This window comes from Congzhengia sp., assembly GCF_037235575.1.
In the GTDB taxonomy this organism is placed as follows: Bacteria; Bacillota; Clostridia; order UBA1381; family UBA9506; genus Congzhengia; species Congzhengia minquanensis.
Map to the genome: position 1 here is coordinate 1 of NZ_JAXUNN010000004.1, position 19,264 is coordinate 19,264.

13 protein-coding genes are annotated in these 19,264 nt (G+C 43.0%); 3 read left to right on the forward strand and 10 right to left on the reverse strand.

The window, feature by feature from the left end:
* The first annotated feature begins 347 nt into the window (after positions 1-347).
* Both WIG73_RS00290 and WIG73_RS00295 read left to right on the forward strand, forming a co-directional pair.
* Positions 348-2,093, forward strand: coding sequence for an ABC transporter ATP-binding protein (locus WIG73_RS00290; protein WP_337398773.1), 1,746 nt, complete (start codon positions 348-350; stop codon positions 2,091-2,093).
* On the forward strand, positions 2,090-3,826 hold the full coding sequence (locus WIG73_RS00295; RefSeq protein WP_337398774.1) for an ABC transporter ATP-binding protein: 1,737 nt from the start codon (positions 2,090-2,092) through the stop codon (positions 3,824-3,826). The genes WIG73_RS00290 and WIG73_RS00295 overlap by 4 nt, the downstream gene beginning before the upstream one ends.
* A 69-nt stretch (positions 3,827-3,895) precedes the next feature.
* On the opposite strand, the gene rpmB is transcribed toward WIG73_RS00295, so the two are convergent.
* The 3 genes from rpmB to serC all read right to left on the reverse strand — a co-directional run bounded on the left by rpmB (position 3,896) and on the right by serC (position 6,463).
* Positions 3,896-4,084, reverse strand: coding sequence for a 50S ribosomal protein L28 (gene rpmB / locus WIG73_RS00300; RefSeq protein ID WP_177680036.1), 189 nt, complete (start codon positions 4,082-4,084; stop codon positions 3,896-3,898).
* A 110-nt stretch (positions 4,085-4,194) separates the two neighbouring features.
* Positions 4,195-5,355: a phosphoglycerate dehydrogenase gene (locus WIG73_RS00305; protein ID WP_337398775.1), complete on the reverse strand. Its 1,161-nt coding sequence runs from the start codon at positions 5,353-5,355 to the stop codon at positions 4,195-4,197.
* A 25-nt stretch (positions 5,356-5,380) separates the two neighbouring features.
* A complete protein-coding gene (serC, locus tag WIG73_RS00310; protein ID WP_337398776.1) occupies positions 5,381-6,463 on the reverse strand; it encodes a 3-phosphoserine/phosphohydroxythreonine transaminase in 1,083 nt (360 codons plus the stop codon).
* Positions 6,464-6,645: 182 nt separating this feature from the next.
* Here serC and WIG73_RS00315 point away from each other — a divergent pair, with 182 nt between their 5' ends.
* Positions 6,646-7,479, forward strand: a complete 834-nt coding sequence (locus WIG73_RS00315; RefSeq protein WP_337398777.1) for an undecaprenyl-diphosphate phosphatase — start codon at positions 6,646-6,648, stop codon at positions 7,477-7,479.
* 43 nt (positions 7,480-7,522) lie between these two features.
* Here WIG73_RS00315 and WIG73_RS00320 read toward each other — a convergent pair whose 3' ends face one another.
* The 7 genes from WIG73_RS00320 to WIG73_RS00350 form a co-directional block, all read right to left on the reverse strand.
* On the reverse strand, positions 7,523-8,041 hold the full coding sequence (locus WIG73_RS00320) for a DUF4825 domain-containing protein (RefSeq protein WP_337398778.1): 519 nt from the start codon (positions 8,039-8,041) through the stop codon (positions 7,523-7,525).
* Positions 8,042-8,113: 72 nt separating this feature from the next.
* The gene (locus tag WIG73_RS00325) at positions 8,114-9,718 is read right to left on the reverse strand and encodes a hypothetical protein (RefSeq protein WP_337398779.1); all 1,605 of its coding nucleotides are present in this window, start codon (positions 9,716-9,718) and stop codon (positions 8,114-8,116) included.
* A 66-nt stretch (positions 9,719-9,784) separates the two neighbouring features.
* Complete coding sequence (locus tag WIG73_RS00330) at positions 9,785-10,672, reverse strand: ABC transporter permease subunit (protein WP_177679645.1); 888 nt, start codon at positions 10,670-10,672, stop codon at positions 9,785-9,787.
* An 18-nt stretch (positions 10,673-10,690) separates the two neighbouring features.
* Positions 10,691-11,653 carry an ABC transporter permease subunit gene (locus WIG73_RS00335; protein ID WP_249313049.1) on the reverse strand — a complete coding sequence of 321 codons (963 nt, stop codon included), beginning with the start codon at positions 11,651-11,653 and terminating at the stop codon, positions 10,691-10,693.
* A 569-nt stretch (positions 11,654-12,222) separates the two neighbouring features.
* On the reverse strand, positions 12,223-14,262 hold the full coding sequence (locus WIG73_RS00340; protein WP_337398780.1) for a stalk domain-containing protein: 2,040 nt from the start codon (positions 14,260-14,262) through the stop codon (positions 12,223-12,225).
* A 114-nt stretch (positions 14,263-14,376) separates the two neighbouring features.
* Complete coding sequence (locus WIG73_RS00345; RefSeq protein WP_337398781.1) at positions 14,377-16,803, reverse strand: carbohydrate binding domain-containing protein; 2,427 nt, start codon at positions 16,801-16,803, stop codon at positions 14,377-14,379.
* 130 nt (positions 16,804-16,933) lie between these two features.
* On the reverse strand, positions 16,934-19,264 hold a 2,331-nt coding region (locus tag WIG73_RS00350), incomplete at its 5' end, for a carbohydrate binding domain-containing protein (protein ID WP_337398782.1).

Consider the following 19,264-nt stretch of genomic DNA (forward strand, 5'->3'; position numbering starts at 1 on the left):
TGTCTTTATTCACTGCAAACGTCATCGGGTCAGCTGTAATATCCTCCTGCGCTGAAACGGTAAAAACCGCCGAGGCCGCCGCTATCACAACACACAGCAATATGCCGGCCGCCTTTTTGAAATACTGTTTCATTTCTCTCCCTCTCTTCTGTTATTTATGTAATATTTGTTGTATGTATTCTATACATACAACAAAGGGGGTACCCCCTTTGCTTTTATTATTATAACAAAAATGAAAGCAAAAAACAACCTCTTTTTGGGAATTATTTATGTCTTTTCGCACTCTGTATTGAATAAGTTTCCGTATTGTGGTAAACTAATAAAAATACTAAAAATTGGTGATGAAATTGAAAAAACTACTGACGTATCTAAAATATTATAAAAAGGAAAGCATTTTAGGACCGCTGTTTAAACTTTTAGAGGCTGTTTTTGAGCTGTTTGTACCCATTGTTATGGCAAAAATCATCGACATTGGAATTACGCACGGCGACAGACCCTACATTTACAAAATGATTGCGGTTTTGGTAGGTTTAGGGCTTGCCGGCCTGCTGTTCTCGGTCACAGCACAATATTTTGCGGCCAAGGCCTCGGTAGGATTTGTAAAAAAACTGCGCCACGCTGTGTTTTCTCACATTCAAAGCTTTTCATTCACCGATCTTGATGAGGCAGGAACGTCAACGCTGATTACCAGAATGACCAGCGACATGAACCAGGTGCAGACAGGGTTAAACCTCGCTCTTCGCCTGTTGCTCCGCTCGCCCCTGGTGGTGTTCGGGGCAATGGTCATGGCCTTTACCATTAACGTTCGTGCAGCGCTTGTTTTTGCTGTGGCCATTCCGGTGTTATCTGTCATCGTGTTTTTCATTATGTATGTCTGCATTCCTCTTTATAAAAAGGTGCAAATACGTTTAGATACAGTTTTGTCAACAACCCGGGAAAATTTAACGGGCGTGCGCGTTCTTAGGGCATTTTGCAAAGAGCAGGAAGAGATAAAAAAATTTGACGGTGAAAATGAAGCGCTGACTTCTGTTCAAAAATACACCGGCCGCATATCTGCATTGATGAATCCCTTAACCTATGTGGTAATTAATCTGGCGGTGGTCTGGCTGGTTTACACAGGCGCAGTGGGGGTGAACAACGGTTCTCTTACTCAGGGCGAAGTTGTGGCGCTTTATAACTATATGACGCAGATTTTGGTGGAGCTGATTAAATTTGCAAATTTAATTATTACTATTACAAAATCCATCGCCTGCGGCAATCGGATTCAGGCGGTGTTAGACAGAAATCCCACCCAGACAGGAAGAGCAAAGGCCGCAGACAGTGAAAACGGCTGTGTCCGCCAAAATGGCGGGCGCCAACCAAAAGTGGCTTTTGAACATGCCTGTTTGACCTACAAGGGAGCCCGGGAGGAATCGCTTTCAGACATCACGTTTTCCTGTGAACCGGGAGAAACTGTGGGAATTATTGGTGGAACCGGCTCGGGGAAAAGCACCCTGGTGAACATGATTCCTCGGTTTTACGAAGCTTCCTCCGGCAGAGTGTGTGTGGACGGAATTGATGTAAATTGTTATAATCTGCCCGATTTAAGAGAGAAAATCGGCATGGTGATGCAAAAGGCTGTACTGTTTAAAGGAACCATTCGCGACAATTTAAAGTGGCGCAAGGAAGACGCAACCGATGAGGAATTACTGTGCGCTATGCAAACCGCCCAGGCCTCGGAAATATTGGCCGGCAAAGACGGCGGGCTGGACTATTTCATTGAACAAAACGGGCGAAATCTTTCCGGCGGGCAGAAACAGCGGCTTACCATCGCCAGGGCCTTGGTGGGCCGCCCTGACATTTTAATTTTAGACGACAGCGCCTCGGCTTTGGACTTTGCCACGGACGCGCGTCTTAGGCAGGCGCTGCGCGCTCTGCCCTATCAAGCCACGGTGTTTATCGTGTCGCAGCGGGTGTCCTCCATTCGCCATGCCGATAAAATTGTTGTGTTAGACGACGGGAAAGTGGCCGCCATTGGAACACATGATGAGCTTTTAAAAACCTGCGGCATATATAAAGAAATTTTCCAGTCCCAGGGAGGCGTTGACGCATGAAAAAGAAAAGCACAATCCGCAAAATTTTAAATTATATAAAAAAATATCGATGGCTGATGCTTCTGTCTATTTTGCTGGCCGCGCTGACTGTGGTGTTAACGCTTTATGTTCCCATTCTGGTTGGAAAGGCCATTGACTGCATCGTCGCCCCGGGAAAGGTTAACTTTTCCATTCTCGGCTATCTGCTGATTCAAATTGCAATTGTGGCCGCGCTGACCGCGCTGTTTCAGTGGATTATGAATATGATAAACAACCGTGTAACCTACCATGTTGTCCGCGACATCCGGGCCGATGCGTTTCGTAAAATTCAAATTTTGCCGCTGAAATTTTTAGACGCCCATCAAAGCGGGGAAATTATCAGCCGGGTAATCGCCGATGTAGACCAGTTCGCCGATGGATTGTTAATGGGGTTCACACAGCTTTTTTCCGGCATCGTTACCATTCTGGTCACACTGGTCTTTATGCTTTTTATCAATGTTAAAATTACATTGGTAGTGGTTTTGCTTACGCCCGTATCGTTATTTGTGGCAAACTTTGTGGCAAAACATACCTATCAAATGTTTCGCAGCCAGTCTGAAATCCGCGCTGAGCAAACAGCGTTTATTGACGAAATGGTGGGAAACCAAAAGGTAGTGCAGGCATTTTCAAGGGAAGATGAAACCTTAAAATTGTTTGACGAAATAAACGAACGGTTAGAAAAAAGCTCGCTGAAAGCTATTTTCTATTCGTCCCTCACCAATCCCTCCACCCGGTTTGTGAACAGCTTAGTATATGCCGGCGTGGGGCTGTTCGGCGCGCTTGCCGCACTGAACGGAAATTTGTCTGTAGGCGGACTTACCAGTTTTTTGAGCTATGCAAACCAATATACCAAACCGTTTAACGAAATTTCCGGTGTTGTAACGGAGCTGCAGAATGCGCTAGCCTGCGCTGCGCGAATTTTTGAGCTGATTGAGGAAACGCCGCAAATTCCAGAGCCGGAAAATCCATGTGTTTTGCAGAATGTGAAAGGCAGGCTTTCACTTCGCGATGTATCGTTTTCTTATGTGCCCGAGAGAAAATTAATTGAGCATTTTAACCTAGCGGTTCAGCCGGGCCAGCGGATTGCCATTGTCGGCCCCACAGGCTGCGGGAAAACCACGCTGATTAATTTGCTTATGCGGTTTTACGACGTGACCGGCGGCAGTATTGTTTTAGAGGGAGAAGACATTCGAAACGTGACCCGCAAATCTCTGCGGCAAAGCTATGGAATGGTGCTGCAGGAAACCTGGCTGAAAAGCGGCACAATTCGGGATAATATTAAAATGGGCGCGCCTGAGGCAAGCGACGAAGCAATGGTGGATGCGGCAAAGGCTTCCCACGCACACAGCTTTATCAAGCGTTTGCCGAAGGGATATGACACGGAAATTTCAGACGATGGGGGGAGCCTGTCCCAGGGGCAAAAACAGCTTTTGTGCATTGCCCGCGTTATGCTCAATAAGCCTCCTATGCTCATTTTAGACGAAGCGACCTCGTCTATTGACACAAGAACGGAATTAAAAATTCAGGACGCATTTGCGCGCCTGATGCAGGGCCGCACAAGCTTCATCGTAGCCCACCGCCTTTCCACCATTCAAAACGCAGACAAAATTCTGGTCATGAAAGACGGAAACATTGTGGAGCAAGGCAGCCACACAGAACTAATTGAAAAAAATGGATTCTATGCAAAGCTTTATAACAGCCAGTTTGAAGTCTGAAATGAAAAAACGTATCGGCTAAAATCAGCCGATACGTAAATTCATAAATTTTTAATTTGTGTTTGTCAATCAAACGCTTCTTACAACTTTGTTCGAACGAAGACATCTTGAGCAAACATGCAATGTTTTCGGTGTTCCGTTAACCATTGCTTTCACAGTTCTGATATTCGGTTTCCAAGCTCTGTTGCTTCTTCTGTGAGAATGGCTCACTTTAATTCCAAATGTAACACCTTTTCCGCAAATTTCACATTTTGCCATCTATAAGCACCTCCAATAACTTAACAATCAAATCCAATTCTGAAACAGCAAATATCATTATACCAGAATTTTTCAGGAATTGCAAGCATTTTTTTCAAATTAATTGTAAATTAATGAATTACCCGCACAGAATTCACGCCTGAAATTGTGGAGATTGCGTCTGCAATGTTGTCCGGCACATCGCCCTCAACATCCATAATCGTGTAAGCATTTTCCTTTTTGCTTTTGTTTAACATATTCACAATGTTAATTCCCTTGTCTGCAACAATTTTTGAAAAGTTCGACAGCATGGAGGGAATATTTTTATGGGTAATGGCAATTCTGGCACCACACCTCGGCATTTCACAGTCGGGATAGTTCACAGAATTTTTAATGTTTCCGTTCTCCAAAAAGTCCCGAAGCTCCTCTGCCGCCATTTTTGCACAGTTGTCCTCTGACTCTGGTGTAGATGCGCCCAAATGGGGAATGGCAATTACATTGTCCATTGACAAAACTGCATCATTGGGGAAATCGGTTACATAGCAGGCAACCTTGCCCTCCTCAAGTGCAGCCGCCAAATGAGCATCGTTCACCAAAGAACCTCTGGCAAAGTTTAAAATTCGAACACCGTCTTTCATTTTCGCCAGTGTTTCAGAATTAATTGTGCCGTTTGTTGCATCGTTAGCCGGAATGTGCAATGTAATATAGTCGCTGTTTTCAAACACTTCGTCCATGGAATTAGCATGAACAACTGCGCTGGAAAGTCTCCAAGCCGCGTCAACAGTCATGAATGGGTCAAAACCGATTACCTTCATGCCCAGCGCATCTGCCGCATTTGCAACCATAGCACCGATAGCCCCAAGGCCAATAACGCCCAGCGTCTTACCCTGGATTTCAGGGCCAACATATGCGCTTTTACCCTTTTCAACCGCTTTTGCAACCTCTGCGCCGGAGCCGGCCAGGGTTTTAGCCCAATCAATTCCGGAAACAACTTTTCTTGATGAAATAAGCAATCCCAAAATAACAAGCTCTTTCACCGCGTTTGCGTTTGCCCCCGGCGTATTGAACACAACAATGCCTTTTTCCGTACATGTGTCAATGGGAATATTGTTTGTGCCTGCACCTGCTCTCGCAATACCCTTTAAGTTGCTTCCCAGTTCCATGTCGTGCATGGAAAAGCTTCTTAAAACAATGCCGTCCGGATTTTCACAGTTGTCTGAAATCTTATAATTATCACCAAACTTCTCAAGGCCGCATTTTGCAATTTTATTAAGTGTCAGAATGTCAAACATGTTTTAACAGTCCTTTCTGGGTTCTTTATTTGTTGTCCGTCTCAAATTTTTTCATAAATTCAACTAACGCTTTTACGCCTTCTACCGGCATTGCATTGTAAATGCTGGCGCGCATACCACCCACTGTGCGGTGGCCTTTTAAGTTCACAAACCCCTTGGTCTTTGCCTCTTTAATGAATTTTGCATTTAAGTCATCATCGCCTGTAACAAACGGAACATTCATCAGCGAACGGTCTTCTTTTACAACGGTTCCTTTAAACATAGAGGAGTTATCAAGATAATCGTAAAGGATTTGTGCCTTTTCCTTGTTGATGGCATACATCGCCTCAACACCGCCCAGGCTCTTTAACCATTCATAAACCAACATGCAGATATAAATGGAATAGGTCGGAGGCGTGTTATACATAGAGCCGTTATCTGCATGAATTTTATAATCAAACATGGTAGGTGCGCCATCGATTGCACCTGTAATTAAATCATCTCGAATAATTGCCACGGTAACGCCAGCAGGGCCCATGTTTTTCTGTGCGCCGGCATATAAAATGCCAAAACGCGAAATATCAATGGGTTCGGACAGGATATTCGACGAGGCGTCTGCCACCAGCGGAACATCTCCTGTTTCCGGCAACGTTGTGTAACGTGTGCCGTAAATGGTGTTATTCAATGTGATATGGAAATAGTCCGCATCTTTGTCAAAGGTGGAAGGGTCCAGTTTCGGGATATATGTAAAAGTTTTATCGTCAGAGCTTGCAACTTTGTTTACCGTACCGAATTTCGAAGCTTCCTGCGCGGCCTTTTTCGCCCACTGGCCTGTGATGACGTAATCTGCTTTTTTTGATTTTTTCATCAGGTTCAGAGGAACCATTGCAAACTGGCTGGATGCACCGCCCTGCAAAAACAGAACCTTATAGTTTTCCGGAATGTGCATCAATTCGCGAAGCAGAGATTCAGCATTTCCGATAATTGCTTCATAGTCTGCCGACCTGTGGCTCATTTCCATCACCGACATGCCGCAGCCCTCGTAGTTTACCATCTGTTTGGCTGCCTTTTCCAAAACAGCTTCAGGAAGCATCGACGGTCCCGCCGAAAAGTTATATACTCTGTCCATTGTAAAACCTCCAAAAATGTTTTATTAAATATAAATATTATATACCAAATGCAGGAATTAGTCAATAAATTCACAAAGCTTTTTATGAAAATTCTTTTCGGGTAGAATTTTTATTGAATGAAGCCGTATAATGTGATATAATACCTTTTATCTAAATAACTTAAATCAGAAAGGATTGTGTTATGTTTTTCGAAATATTAAAATCCGCAGTCATCGGAATCATTCAGGGCATTACTGAGTGGCTGCCCGTTTCCAGCACCGGGCATATGATTCTGGCAGAAAAAATTTTAAACTTAAACGTTTCTCCCGATTTTTGGAATATGTTTAAGGTCGTTATTCAGTTTGCTTCCATTTTAGCGGTTATTGTGATTTACTTTCACAAGCTTAATCCGTTTTCACCGAAAAAAACGCCGGTAGAAAAGAAGCAGACCTACTCCCTTTGGGGCAAGGTAATCGTGGCAATTATTCCTGCCGGCGTCGCAGGGGTGTTTTTAGACGACCTGGTGGACAATGTTCTCTCAAGTTCCCTAGTCATTGCGGCTACCCTCATTATATATGGTATCGCATTTATCTGGGTGGAGCGTCAGGGGAAAAAACCAAAAACGAACACGCTGGAAGAATTGAGCTATAAAACCGCCTTTTTCATCGGTCTGTTTCAGGTGCTGTCTTTGGTTCCAGGCACTTCCCGCTCCGGCTCCACAATTTTAGGCGCAATTATCGTTGGCTGCTCCCGGTTTGTGGGAACAGAATTTTCATTCTTTATGGCAGTGCCGGTTATGTTCGGCGCAAGCGGCTTAAAGCTGGTAAAGTTTTTAGCAAAAGGCGCCGTAATCAACACAACGGAATGGGCTGTTATGATAACAGGCTTTGTCGTTACATTTTTCGTTTCGGTCTGGGCCATTAAATTTTTAATTGGTTATATCAAAAAACACGATTTCAAGCCCTTTGGCATATACAGAATTATATTGGGCATTATCGTAATCATTGCAGTTGCAACAAACTTCTTGCCAATGTAACGCATAAAAGCCGACCCGATGGGTCGGCTTTTTTATTTTTCAATTATTCTGTTTTTAAAATTTCATCATTCAGCCGATTTGCAAATGAAATAAATTGCTCCTTATTTTCAGCAAAGAACTCTGCTGTGTTTCCATATTCTAAAACATCGCCGCGCAGGAACTGAACAGAGGTTTTGGCCGTCTGGTCGTTGAATGTTACCTGCCCTAAATTTTCAATCAGACAAAACATTAAATAGGCGTTTCCCTTCAGTTCCATTTCCGGTATTCTTGATAAATCCTTGTATTCAAGTGTAACGCCATAAGGTTCTGCTTCGGTTTGTAATTCCATACCATTTCGTTCTCCATTATTAGCAAACGGCAGCAGCTCTGTCACCTTACCGACAGCTGACGCATTTCCAGCATAGGGGGTTTTAGCTTCATAAAGTGCTGCTGCTTGTTCCTGAAATGAAACGTTTGGTGTTTCTCCGTTGTTCATCTTTTTGCCACAGCCGGAAAACAATAAGCCTGAAACAACGATGAGAAGGAAAACGAATGCCAGCTTTTTTTGTTTGATATGTTTCATAGATTCACCCCTTGTTATTGTCATTAAAAAAACGGCTGTGCTTCGTTTAAGCACAGCCGCGAAAATTTTAATTTACTGTTTTACACCAATTTCAGCATAAACATCAGACAATTCGTCTTTGAGTTCGTTTGCTTCTTTGGTCAGAACCTGACCGCCGCCACTCTCCCAGATCTTTTCAAATTCAGAGTAAGCATCAATTGATTTAACACCCTGAATGATTTCGCTCATGATTGACATCTGTTTTGTTCTGAGGTCAATGATGTAATCAGTAGAAGATGGAACAACGTCAATTTTGAAGAAGTAATCTGTTAATGAATATTTCTCATCTGTCCATTCTTTTGCCCAAGCATTCCAAGCATCAGATCTTGTAGATGCATAGTTTTCATAGGTTGGTGCAACAGGTGTAAACATTCCCGGGCCAGCAAAGTCAGTGCTCATGCCGGCAATTCTTGTTTCGTCGGAAGACTCAGCGCCATATCCAGGCAGCATAACAAAGTTGTTTGCCTTTGTTGTATCTTCAGGTGCTTTCTCCCAGGATTCGCCTTCATTACCAATTTTTAATGTTGTATAGAAGTCAAAATCAGTAAACATGCCTTCAAAAATTTTCAGCATACGCGGAACCTTTGCACCATGACCCTCAGTGTTACCAAAGGAAACAACGTGGCAAGCTCTGCCCCATGCACGTGTGCCGCTCTTGCCATCAGAACCGGTGGGAAGGAAACCAATCGCAACTTCTGCTTTCGGGTTCAATTCTTTTACAGTGTTCTGAATTGCATTCTTATCATTCGGATCGTTGTACTGTGTAAGCATGTAGCCCAATGTTCCAGAATTCCATTTGTCTCCATCGCTCTGACCTAAAACGAAGTCAGGGTGAATGATGCCTTCGGAATACCATGTAGCAAGGGTTTTCAGAGCTTCTTTACATTCGTCCGTCAAGCCGCCGTAAACGATTTTACCGTCAACCTCCTGCCAGTCGAAAGGAAGGCAGCCATATGCGCCGAAAATTTCAGTGAAGTAACTCCGATAGTGTGTAGAGCCCACAGAGATACCATATGTATCCTTTTTGCCGTTGCCATCAGGATCTTCGTTTGCAAATTTATAAAGTGCAGTGTGCAAATCGTCTAATGTCTTTGGAACATCTAAATTAAACTTATCCAGCCAATCTTTACGATAAGCTGCTGTTTTAGAAAGCATATGGTTGTGGTTTACGTTTGGAACACCCCAGTTTTTGTCCTGATATCTGGAATAAATCCAAGCTGCCGGCGCGTAGTCGGTGATATAATCAAAATACTGCGGAGCATACTGTTTGATTGTGTCGTAAGGAACTTCTACAACAAAGTCCTGATCAACATCGTTAAAAACATGGAGCGGATCCAGTTCATAAATCAGGTCAGGAATTTCTCCGCCGGCCATAAGCATAACCTTTTTATCCTGATACTTGTTTTCTTCGTAGAATAAAGGCTGAATTTCTACGTTGAATTTTTCCTCAATTGCCTTTTCCGGAATTGTTCCTTCTTCAGCTCCGGGGTTTCTGGGATAACCAAGCCACTTCAGCGTTAATTTTTCATCATTATCCTGATAGGTTTCAGAACTGGTCGATGCATTATTGCCGCCGCAGCCTGCCAGCATGCCAACTGTCATAACAGCTGCAATTGACACGCTAAGTAGTTTTTTCATTTTCATGAAATAGCCCTCCTTAATTTTGTTTGATAAAAATGTAAAATCTAATGTCTATCCATGACATTAGCCTTTAACAGCGCCAAGTGTTACACCCTTTACAAAGTACTTCTGTACGAAAGGATAGAACAGTAAAATCGGCAGGATAGAAACAATGATGGATGCCGACTGAATGGTTTTTCCTGTTACTTCAATTTGATCCGCCGCAGAAGCATTAACGTCCGATACCAAGTTTGTATTACCTTCATTGACAATACGCTGAATGTAATTCTGAACGACAATCTTCCGCGAATCTGTAATATACATCATGCCGCTGAACCACTCGTTCCAGTGTGCAACCGCGTTCCACAGAGCTAGCGTCATAATAATTGGCTTTGAAAGCGGCACGATAATTTGGAAGAAAATTCGGAACTCTCCCGCGCCGTCTATTTTCGCCGATTCATTTAAGCTCTCTGGCAACGAGGCAAAGAACGATCTGGACACGATTACGTTATAAGCTGAAATCAGCATGGGGAGAACATATACCCAAATGTTGTTGATAAGACCTAACGATTTAATATTTAAGTATGTGGGAATCTGACCGCCAGAGAAAAGCATTGTGAACATAATGAATATTACAAAAAATCTTTTCATCGGCAGGCGTGGTCTTGACAGTGCATAACCATAAAAGCAGGTTACTAACAGTGACAGAACCGTTCCTACAATTGTTCTAAACAAGGTGTATTTATATGCGTTCCAAATTTCTGCATTTTTGAACACCATTTTATATGGGTCAATTGTGATTTTCTGAAAATTCGGAAGGATATGTAGGCCAATCGACTCTGCTTCCGCCTTTGTACTGAGCGATATGGAAAGCGTGTATAAAAACGGATATAGTGTTGTGAAAGCGAACAAGGTAAGTATGATGTAGTTAAACACGTTAAATATCTTTTCGCCTCTTGTACGTTGTATCATCTTAACATAAACCCTCCCTTATAAAATACCGTATTCGTCATGGCTGAGCACTTTGACAATCCAGTTTGAGCCGAGTACAAACGCCATGCCCACCAAAGACTTAAACAAGCCGAGCGCCGTACCAATTTCATAACGGCCGTCCTGCAAAAGGCGCAATGAATATGTGTCAAGAATATCGGAAGACTCGTACACCATAACATTGTACATGTTGTATATCTGATCGAATCCGGCATTTAAAACCTGACCGAGGTTCATGATGAAAACTGTTGTAACTGTGCCCATAATGGTGGGAAGACTGATGTGCCAAACCTGCTTCCATCTGCTGGCACCGTCGATATAAGCAGCTTCGTAAAGCGATTCGTCAACACCGGAAAGTGCCGCCATGTAAATGATAGCACCCCAGCCTAATCCCTGCCAAACCGCAGTTCCGACTATAAGCCAGAGGAACGCCGTGTTGTTTCCGAAAAACGGAATCGGTTCGTTCAGTCCCAAGTTCTGTAAAACCATGTTAATTGGTCCGACGGTAGCAAACACCATTTTTAAAATACCGCCAAGTACGACCCATGAGAAAAAGTGAGGTAAATATGTAAGTGTCTGAACAATTCGCTTATAAACCTTTCCGCGCATCTCATTCAGCAAAAGTGCTAAAATGATTGGCGCCGGGAACCCGCATATAAGCTTTAAAAAGCTGATGACAACCGTATTTCTCAATACTTTTATAAAATCTCCGCCGCTGAACATCCTGATAAAATGCGCCATACCATTCTGATCAGCCCACGGGCTGCCCCATATGCCGAGTTTAAATTTGTAATCTTTAAATGCGATTAACAAACCATACATAGGCTTATAGGCAAACAAGAGCAATGCAATAACACCGGGAATCAACATAATGAGCAAAGCATAGTGTCTTTTAAACTCTTTGAACAATGATGTTTTTTTCGGCAAGTAAGCACTGCTTTCTACTGCTACTGACTTTTTCAAAGAAAACCCACTCCTCTACCATAAGTTCTAAAAATAGAAAAACCGTAATAAAAAGAAAAGTTCTGCCTGTTACAAAAGTTGTCAGTTAACTTTAAACAAAAGCAAACTTTACAGTTTTTCTGCTATAAACCTTAAAAATTTGCACACATGTGAAACACTTTATGTGTTCATTTTTAAGCATATCTTATTCTACCACAAGTTGTACCCAAAGTGCAATAGTTTTTTTCATTTTTTTGTACTATTTTTATAATTTTTTCTCTTTTTTTTGGTAAAATGTACTCATACGTGTAAATATTAACCATGAAAAATTCTTACATTTGTTATTTTTCACTGGTACTTTGTTCATCATTCCTTCATTTTATTCGTTTTAAAGTTATATTTTATTCATATATACGTACAAGTTATACAAATATTCTAATTTTTTCTGCTGACAACTTCACAAAATTTGGTTTGTTTTGCCATATACCCTTTTCACTCTGGTTTATGCAACTTTACCAAAATCAAAATCAGCGGCAGACTATCAAAATGTACCCTACCGCTGAAATTGAAAAAATGGTTTCACAAGGATTTTACTTTGTTGTAACAATTACAGTTCTTGTTTCAGGAACCCACTCAACTTTAGCGTTGAAGCTTTCTGAAATCGCCCGAACGGGAACCATTGTCCGGTCGTCAATAATTTGAGCAGGTACATCAAGTTCAAAATCTTCCCCATTGATTTGCATAATTTTATTATCAATTTGAATTGCAACGGCAATGCCATCTCTGGCACCCTTTGCCGTTCTGGTTTCTGCCTCCCATTCTACGTCTGCGCCCAATGCTTCAAAGATTGCACGGAATGGAACCAGCGTTCTGTCATCAACAATTACAGGCGGAACGTCTGCCTGAACCTCTATACCGTCAACCAATATTTTAATTTCATCTGTTGACGGCTGATCAGGATTTGACGGGTCGCCGGAGGTCTTTTTTCCGGGTATCATTTTAATATCGTCAATATAATAAACTAGTGCAGTGTCACGGGAACCTGTTGTTTCCTCAAGCTTGTCACTTCCAACACGAACTTCAAAGGAGCCATCGCTGTTGCAAAGCGTAGGCTTGTTTGAAGTTAATACACCTGTTCCGTCAAACGTAAATTCTGCTTGAACTTCTGTAAACTCTTTGTTATTCAGCCCGGCATTGGGGGCATCCACCTTTACTAATGCGTTTTTCCCGGTGGGGTTACCGGATTCATCTACCCCATCAAGTCTGAAAATAAACGTCGCGCTGTCTGTCACAAGCTTTTCTATGGAATCCAGCTTAACTTTAGCGGACAGATGATAGCTTCTGCCCTTTTCCAGTCCGCTGACATTAAAGGCTACGCCGGTGGACGAGCCATATGTTCCTGTGGCAGTGGTAACCTTTAATGCGCCTTTGGAACCGTCTGCTCCCACAGTGCCGTCCCACTCCCAGTCGGGCGAAGGCGTCACGCCAATGTCTGCAATTGCAGAGGTGTCGCCATCGTTAAAATTTACATCGACTTTCGTTGAATCGTAATCGGGATTTTCGTTTGTTATAATGTTATACAGTCCAACCATATAGCCGCCGCTGGCGTTATCCTTTTGGTCTGTCACTTCAATGTCAAGCGTATGTTTTCCCTGGCCCAAATCAAAATTAGAATAACCCAGAACCAACTGGCCGCCGTTATCTTTGTAGTAGTCACTGACTGTAGCCATTGTTTTACCGTCAATAATCACTTTATACATACCGCCGTTTTTGTGCAGTCTGTGTTCAATTGCAAGTACATTTCCTGTGAAGTCAAAGTGCAGCTTCTGGCCTGCAGCGCCAACATCCTCAAAGGTTGTCACAAAATTACCCGATTTTTGCCAGCCATTTGTAGTAACATAATCGGCTGCCGGTGTGAAAGTGGTATTTACGAACAAGCTCTTTGAATTATACTTTTTATCCATGACTTTTGGCTTCGTATAATACTTGCCGGTAGCAAGGCATTTTGTAACCTCGTCGCCATAGACTGCATATCCGGTAGCGTTGGGGTGAACGCTGTCGCCAAGATAAGTTTCCATGGTGTTTTTCGGATTATCCTTCAATTCCTGTGTCATTCTTGCCTGGAAATCAATCTGCGCCAAACCATAGTAATCTGCAACTGCGCGCTGATATGTCTGGTTGACATTCAGCGTCCGGTTGGTCGTATATACAAAGCAGATATAGGGCACCTTTTCAAGCTTCTGCAGGCTTAAAACCATGCTCTCTAAATATCTTGTAGTATCCCTACCTCCGTCGTTTACAGCAAATTCAATGAACACCATATCAGGGTTTTTATCAATTACGTCGCGCTTTAGTCTCAAAAGTCCATACTCTGAGCCCGTTCCGCCGACGCCGACGTTGTGGTTGTGCACATTATTCTCGCCAAATGTTTTAGAAAAGTATTTTCCTGTTATATCTACCCAGTTTTGTCCTCCACCGGCGCCGGCGCCGGCAGTGATGGAGCCGCCCAGATACACAATATTGATATTGCTCGGGTCTTCAAAAATTCCTTCTGCGCTTGCGGGAATGGAAAACGCCGCCATAGCAGAAACAAACATGACCGTCAATATCAGAGATAAAAGTTTTTTCATTTCGTGTTCCTCCTCTAAAGTGTGTGCATGCCGCACACGGAAAATTTAGTTTTTTAGACACAATGTGCCTTAGCTGATGATAGCTGCAGTAGAACTGCAGCTATCATTTTTATATCATTTTGTATAGCTTACACTGTCGGAATATACCCGTTCGCCGGCATCTTCGATTGTTGTGCCGCTCCACACAAACATGCGTGCACTTTTCGCATCTGCCGCCGCAACTGTGCTGAACGCAACGTTCTCTGAAAAGCCAACATTCACCTTAACCAGCTTTGAATCAACCCGAACCATCGCGCCGTTTTTATCATACTGGGCCAGAATTAACACCATATACTGTTCACCCAGCGAATACGAGTTGTTCTCAATATGTGTCGACGTTGCAATCTCGCCGGTTGTTTCGTCCCATTTTGTAAACGAGGGTGTTACGTCAAACGCCTTTTTAACGTTATGAATTTCATAGGAATAAACGGTACCAAATAACCCGTCTTCATCAATGGGAACAAACTCAATTTTAATATCACAGCCAGCTGCATCATTTGGTATGTCAATTTCTGCATTTGTCCAATTTGTTTCATTCATAGCAAGCGTAACCCAGCCGTCACCAGCCTTTTTTAAAAGACGGACAACAGAACCGCCCTCCATGCATTCCTTTCGGTCACTAACAAATTCATAATCCACCGTCATTGTTGTTCCCGCTGCTTCGTCGCCGGAAAACGAAACGTCCTTTGCGTAAGGGAATTGATATTTGTCAGCATCAGGGTCAGAATTCGGATCATATTCCTCAATTTTTAAATCGTCTAAAAAGTAGCTGATTCCTGCTGCGTTTTCTCCCACAACCAAATTCAGATACGGCAGCCTCGGTATAACATTAGATGCCGGCTTTACATCTGCCGTAAAATCAGGCGAATAAATGAATTCATACTTTTCCCAATCATTGGTAAGCACAGCGCCCTCGTCTAAAATTTCTTCGTCTGGTACCTCATAGGCATCCATTGCTTCCTTGCTGTCAACCGTTCGATCAAGCCGAAGCTGAATGGGCTGATCCTCAGCTAAATTATTTCCCTTTGCCCAAAACGAAATTTTATACTGCACTTGGTTTGCTATATTAATTGGCTGAAATGCATACCCACCCTGCGATGTTGTATTAACCAACATGGATTTTGTAGAATATGCCGTTTCACCTTCCGGATATGTGCTGATCGGCCTTACCTCATTCGACTGTGTTACTTTCGCTCCGTTTTCAAACCAGAACGGAACAGCCGATTGCTTATAATAATCTGTATTCGCCTTACCCTCTTTAAAATACACTCCATCAGGAAGACTGGAGGTTTCAAAATCGCCGTTTGCAACAACACCCATATCTACAATGTCAAAAGAGTCTATAGAATAGCTTGCATTTGCATGCGTGATATGCTGATTCGCCGGCGTGTCAAAGAAACGGATTCCCCAGTTTACTGTCTGTTTTTCAACAGCCTTGTGGTCGGCAAACATATAAAACTCGAAATATTTCCACTCTTTCGTCAGCGCAGAAGTATCAGATCGCCCTGCATATTGCGGAAAATCAAGCTTGTTTGCGCCTGTCCAGCCTAGGAACCAAAAACCGCCTTTATCAGCTGAATTAATTTTTGCCCAAAACTTTACTTTATAAAGATGGTTACTTTCTACAGCAACCTTCTGTTTGATTTCCATCCAGACTTTTTCTCCGCTGTCAGGACCGCGAACAATCATATAATTGGGCGAACCATCTGGTCCCTTTTCGTTTGCCATTTCCAGTACCGGCCCGGTGCCTTCTTTCTGCCATGCAGAAGTGTCTGCCTGTTCATCCAAAGCGCTGCCTTTATACAACCCATTTTCTGAGGTTGAGGCACTTTCGCTTTTATCATTAACCGGCTCCACAATCACATCGTCAAGCAGATAGGTCAGAGATGTTTTTCCCGAGTCCTTTGGTACCTCTTTCGCGGTTTCACCGCTGCCGATACGAATTTCAATGTGCATATTTTTTGTTAAATCACAGCTGAAATTCATACTTCCCTCTGTCGCTACCGCATTGTTGTTATACAAAGAGCCGTCCCAAACCTTTTCAGTTTGAACATATACCCATTCACCCTCTTTTAAAGCAACGTTGCTAACCGAGGCCGTATTCCAGCCTGTTGTTCCTTTTTCGCTACTCCCGTAGATATAAAAGTCAACTTTTTTATTGTTGAAATCAATATCTACCGGTTTAATCCAGCAGGAATAACGAATTTTCTGCCCTATCATCATGCTGGTACTATTTATCGGAAAGTGCATATGGGAATAATTTCCCGTTTCTGTAACACTTATGCTTCCCTTGCTTCCGCCGGCGCCGTCTGCCGACCATTTAAATGAAGTTCCGCCACCGCTGGATATTAACCCTTCAACCTGCTGGTTTGCAAGATTATCTTCCTCAAACGGCTCATAAACAAATGGATAATCCGCATAAAGCTTTGCTTCCGCCGGCAAAATTCCTACTAAAGAGAATATTACAGCCAGCGCCAAAGACAGTGAAATGATCTTTTTCATTTTGACCCCTCCCGTTTTTTTATTTTATATACCCTGATAAGTACACTTTTAAAAAAGTGTACTTATCAAAATACATAGTTTTCTTTCCGCCGCTTTTGCGGCGGAAAGAAAACTATGTTTTAAATTAAAATTAACCCACTGCGTTTTTATCAAAAGAAATGGCTTCACAATAGCTTTTTTCACCAGCGTCTGCGAGTGATGTTCCGCTCCATACATATAACTTCGCTTTGGTTGCCGATGCTGTGCTGATTGCGCTTACCTTGATTGTTTCCGAATATTGCTCTGTAATGATTTCAGGTTTCACCGTCGTGCTGATTAATGTGTTATTGTCATCATACAGCGCTAATATTACTACAATTTCCTGGTTTCCCAGCGACGACAGGTTGTTTTCTATGAATACACTTGCCGCAACCTCGCCTGTTTCTTCGTTCCAATTGCTTATCTCAGGAACGATTTCAAAGGCTTTTTTCACTTCGCCAAGCTCCACCGTTGCGATTTCGCCCATCTGATACACTTCATCCATTGGCGCAATCTCTAACTTCAGCTGTTTGCCTATGGCGATATCCGGTATTGTGTATAACACTCTGCCGAAAGTTGCCGACTGGCCAATACAACCCCAGTTTTTTCCGTCTTCTGATATGAGCGCACGAACTACTGATTCGCCCTCCATCATTTCTTCCACTTCTGATACAAATTCATAGTCAATTTGTACCGTCGCGCCGGACACTGCATCTCCCGATACTAATTCAACGTTTTCAAGACGCGGATACGGGTTCACTTCCGGTTCCACAATTATGGCGTCCGCATCTTCAAACGTGATATCGTCTACCAGGAACTTTGTTCCTGCTTTGTTGCCGTCTACATCTATATACATAAACGGCGTCCTAGGAATTACGTTTGCATCCGGTGTTGACCCTGCTACATATTTCGGTTCAAAGTCACATTCATACTTTTTCCATTCGCCGGTCAGCGTCCATTTATCGTCTCTCAGGGTTTCATAATCCTCCACTTGATAAACGTCCTGTTTCCCTACGGTGTCAACCTTTCTGTCCAGAACAACAGAAATTGGCTTTTCCTCACCTTCTGCCATGTCAAGGCCTTTTGCCCAGAACGAAAGTTTATACTTTTTGTTGTTTTCAAAGTTAATGCCCTGATATACACGTCCTCCATCGGACGAAATGTTAACCGACATGCTCTGCGTGGATTCTGTTTTCGGGTCGTCTGCTGTGCTGCGTACGTCAGTGGAAATTGAAGATGTTGCCTGCTCCGGCAGCCAGCCAAATACGGTGTCTGTCTTTTGCGTTACTCCCTTTGCATCAATACGGTAAATTTCCGACTGATCATGTTCAAAATCTCCGTTCTGAACAAAACCGAGGTCCTGAATTAGAAAATCGTCTACATAATAGGTTACGCCTTCTAACCCAATTTCACCTGTCTGCCCTGCATCCTTCGACGCTGCACCGTTACCAACACGAATACCGGTCCATGCTCCTGCACCATCAAATGTTTTTACATCATATTTCAAGTAATACTCATAATATGTCCATTTGTTTTGCTCAAGGCCGCCTTTCGTATAGGTTGGATACTTTGTTGTTGGCGAAATGTTGGTTGTATCCATCCTGTTCTGAGCCATGTTGATACAAGCAACCTGCGACTTTTGACCGCCAAATTCGCAATAGTCGTCCGTTCTCTTAACCCAGCAGGAAATTTTGTACAAATGGTTAAATTTCAGGTAATTATTCTTTGCTTCAAGACTGTTGAACGATCCGATTGGTGATTGTACAAGGCCAACTTTTCCACCGCGCTCAGGGTCGTCCTGAACTGACTTAATACCGCTTAATCCGCCATTCGATCCATCTTCAAAGTCCGCTGCCACAAGATAGCTGTCGTCATACACTACGGTTTTGCCGTTAACTTCCGGCTCAAGAACAATATCATCCATGTCATACTTTAATTGAAAGCTTGATCCTAATCTGTCTTTATCGGCCAAATACGTTCTTAAAGTATTGCCGCCATTAATAATTCGCACACGCATATCTACAGGGGCAGCCGGGTCAATTGGCTGAGGTGTAGAATTCTGGCTCTCATCATTTGCAATACCATCCCAAATGAAATCACCAGTACAGTGAACCCATTCGCCGCCAGGCTTAATTTCCCCCGTAGGGTAAACAAATTTATGTGCCGTACCGCCAGTTTTTGACTTTGTATAGAAAATTAAAGCAATTTTAGGGTTAGCCCCCATTAAATCTTCAACATTGTTCAGCCTTACCCACAGGGAAACCCTGTAGTGTTCCCCAACCTTAAGAGGCCGTTTTAAAGGATATGCGTTATTGGCCCAAGCACCCTCCTCCGTAAACGTAAGACAACCATTGGTACCGTTAGCGCCACCAGCTTTCCAGCTGTTAGGAACGGAGTTTGTAATAACGCCGTTTGCTTTCAACTGGTTGGTTGCATCCTGATC

Coding starts and splice junctions, on each gene's coding strand:
- WIG73_RS00295 (WP_337398774.1), top strand. CDS start 2,090: ATGAAAAAGAAAAGCACAATCCGCAAAATTTTAAATTATATAAAAAAA.
- rpmB (WP_177680036.1), bottom strand. CDS start 4,084: ATGGCAAAATGTGAAATTTGCGGAAAAGGTGTTACATTTGGAATTAAA.
- WIG73_RS00305 (WP_337398775.1), bottom strand. CDS start 5,355: ATGTTTGACATTCTGACACTTAATAAAATTGCAAAATGCGGCCTTGAG.
- serC (WP_337398776.1), bottom strand. CDS start 6,463: ATGGACAGAGTATATAACTTTTCGGCGGGACCGTCGATGCTTCCTGAA.
- WIG73_RS00315 (WP_337398777.1), top strand. CDS start 6,646: ATGTTTTTCGAAATATTAAAATCCGCAGTCATCGGAATCATTCAGGGC.
- WIG73_RS00320 (WP_337398778.1), bottom strand. CDS start 8,041: ATGAAACATATCAAACAAAAAAAGCTGGCATTCGTTTTCCTTCTCATC.
- WIG73_RS00325 (WP_337398779.1), bottom strand. CDS start 9,718: ATGAAAAAACTACTTAGCGTGTCAATTGCAGCTGTTATGACAGTTGGC.
- WIG73_RS00330 (WP_177679645.1), bottom strand. CDS start 10,672: ATGATACAACGTACAAGAGGCGAAAAGATATTTAACGTGTTTAACTAC.
- WIG73_RS00340 (WP_337398780.1), bottom strand. CDS start 14,262: ATGAAAAAACTTTTATCTCTGATATTGACGGTCATGTTTGTTTCTGCT.
- WIG73_RS00345 (WP_337398781.1), bottom strand. CDS start 16,803: ATGAAAAAGATCATTTCACTGTCTTTGGCGCTGGCTGTAATATTCTCT.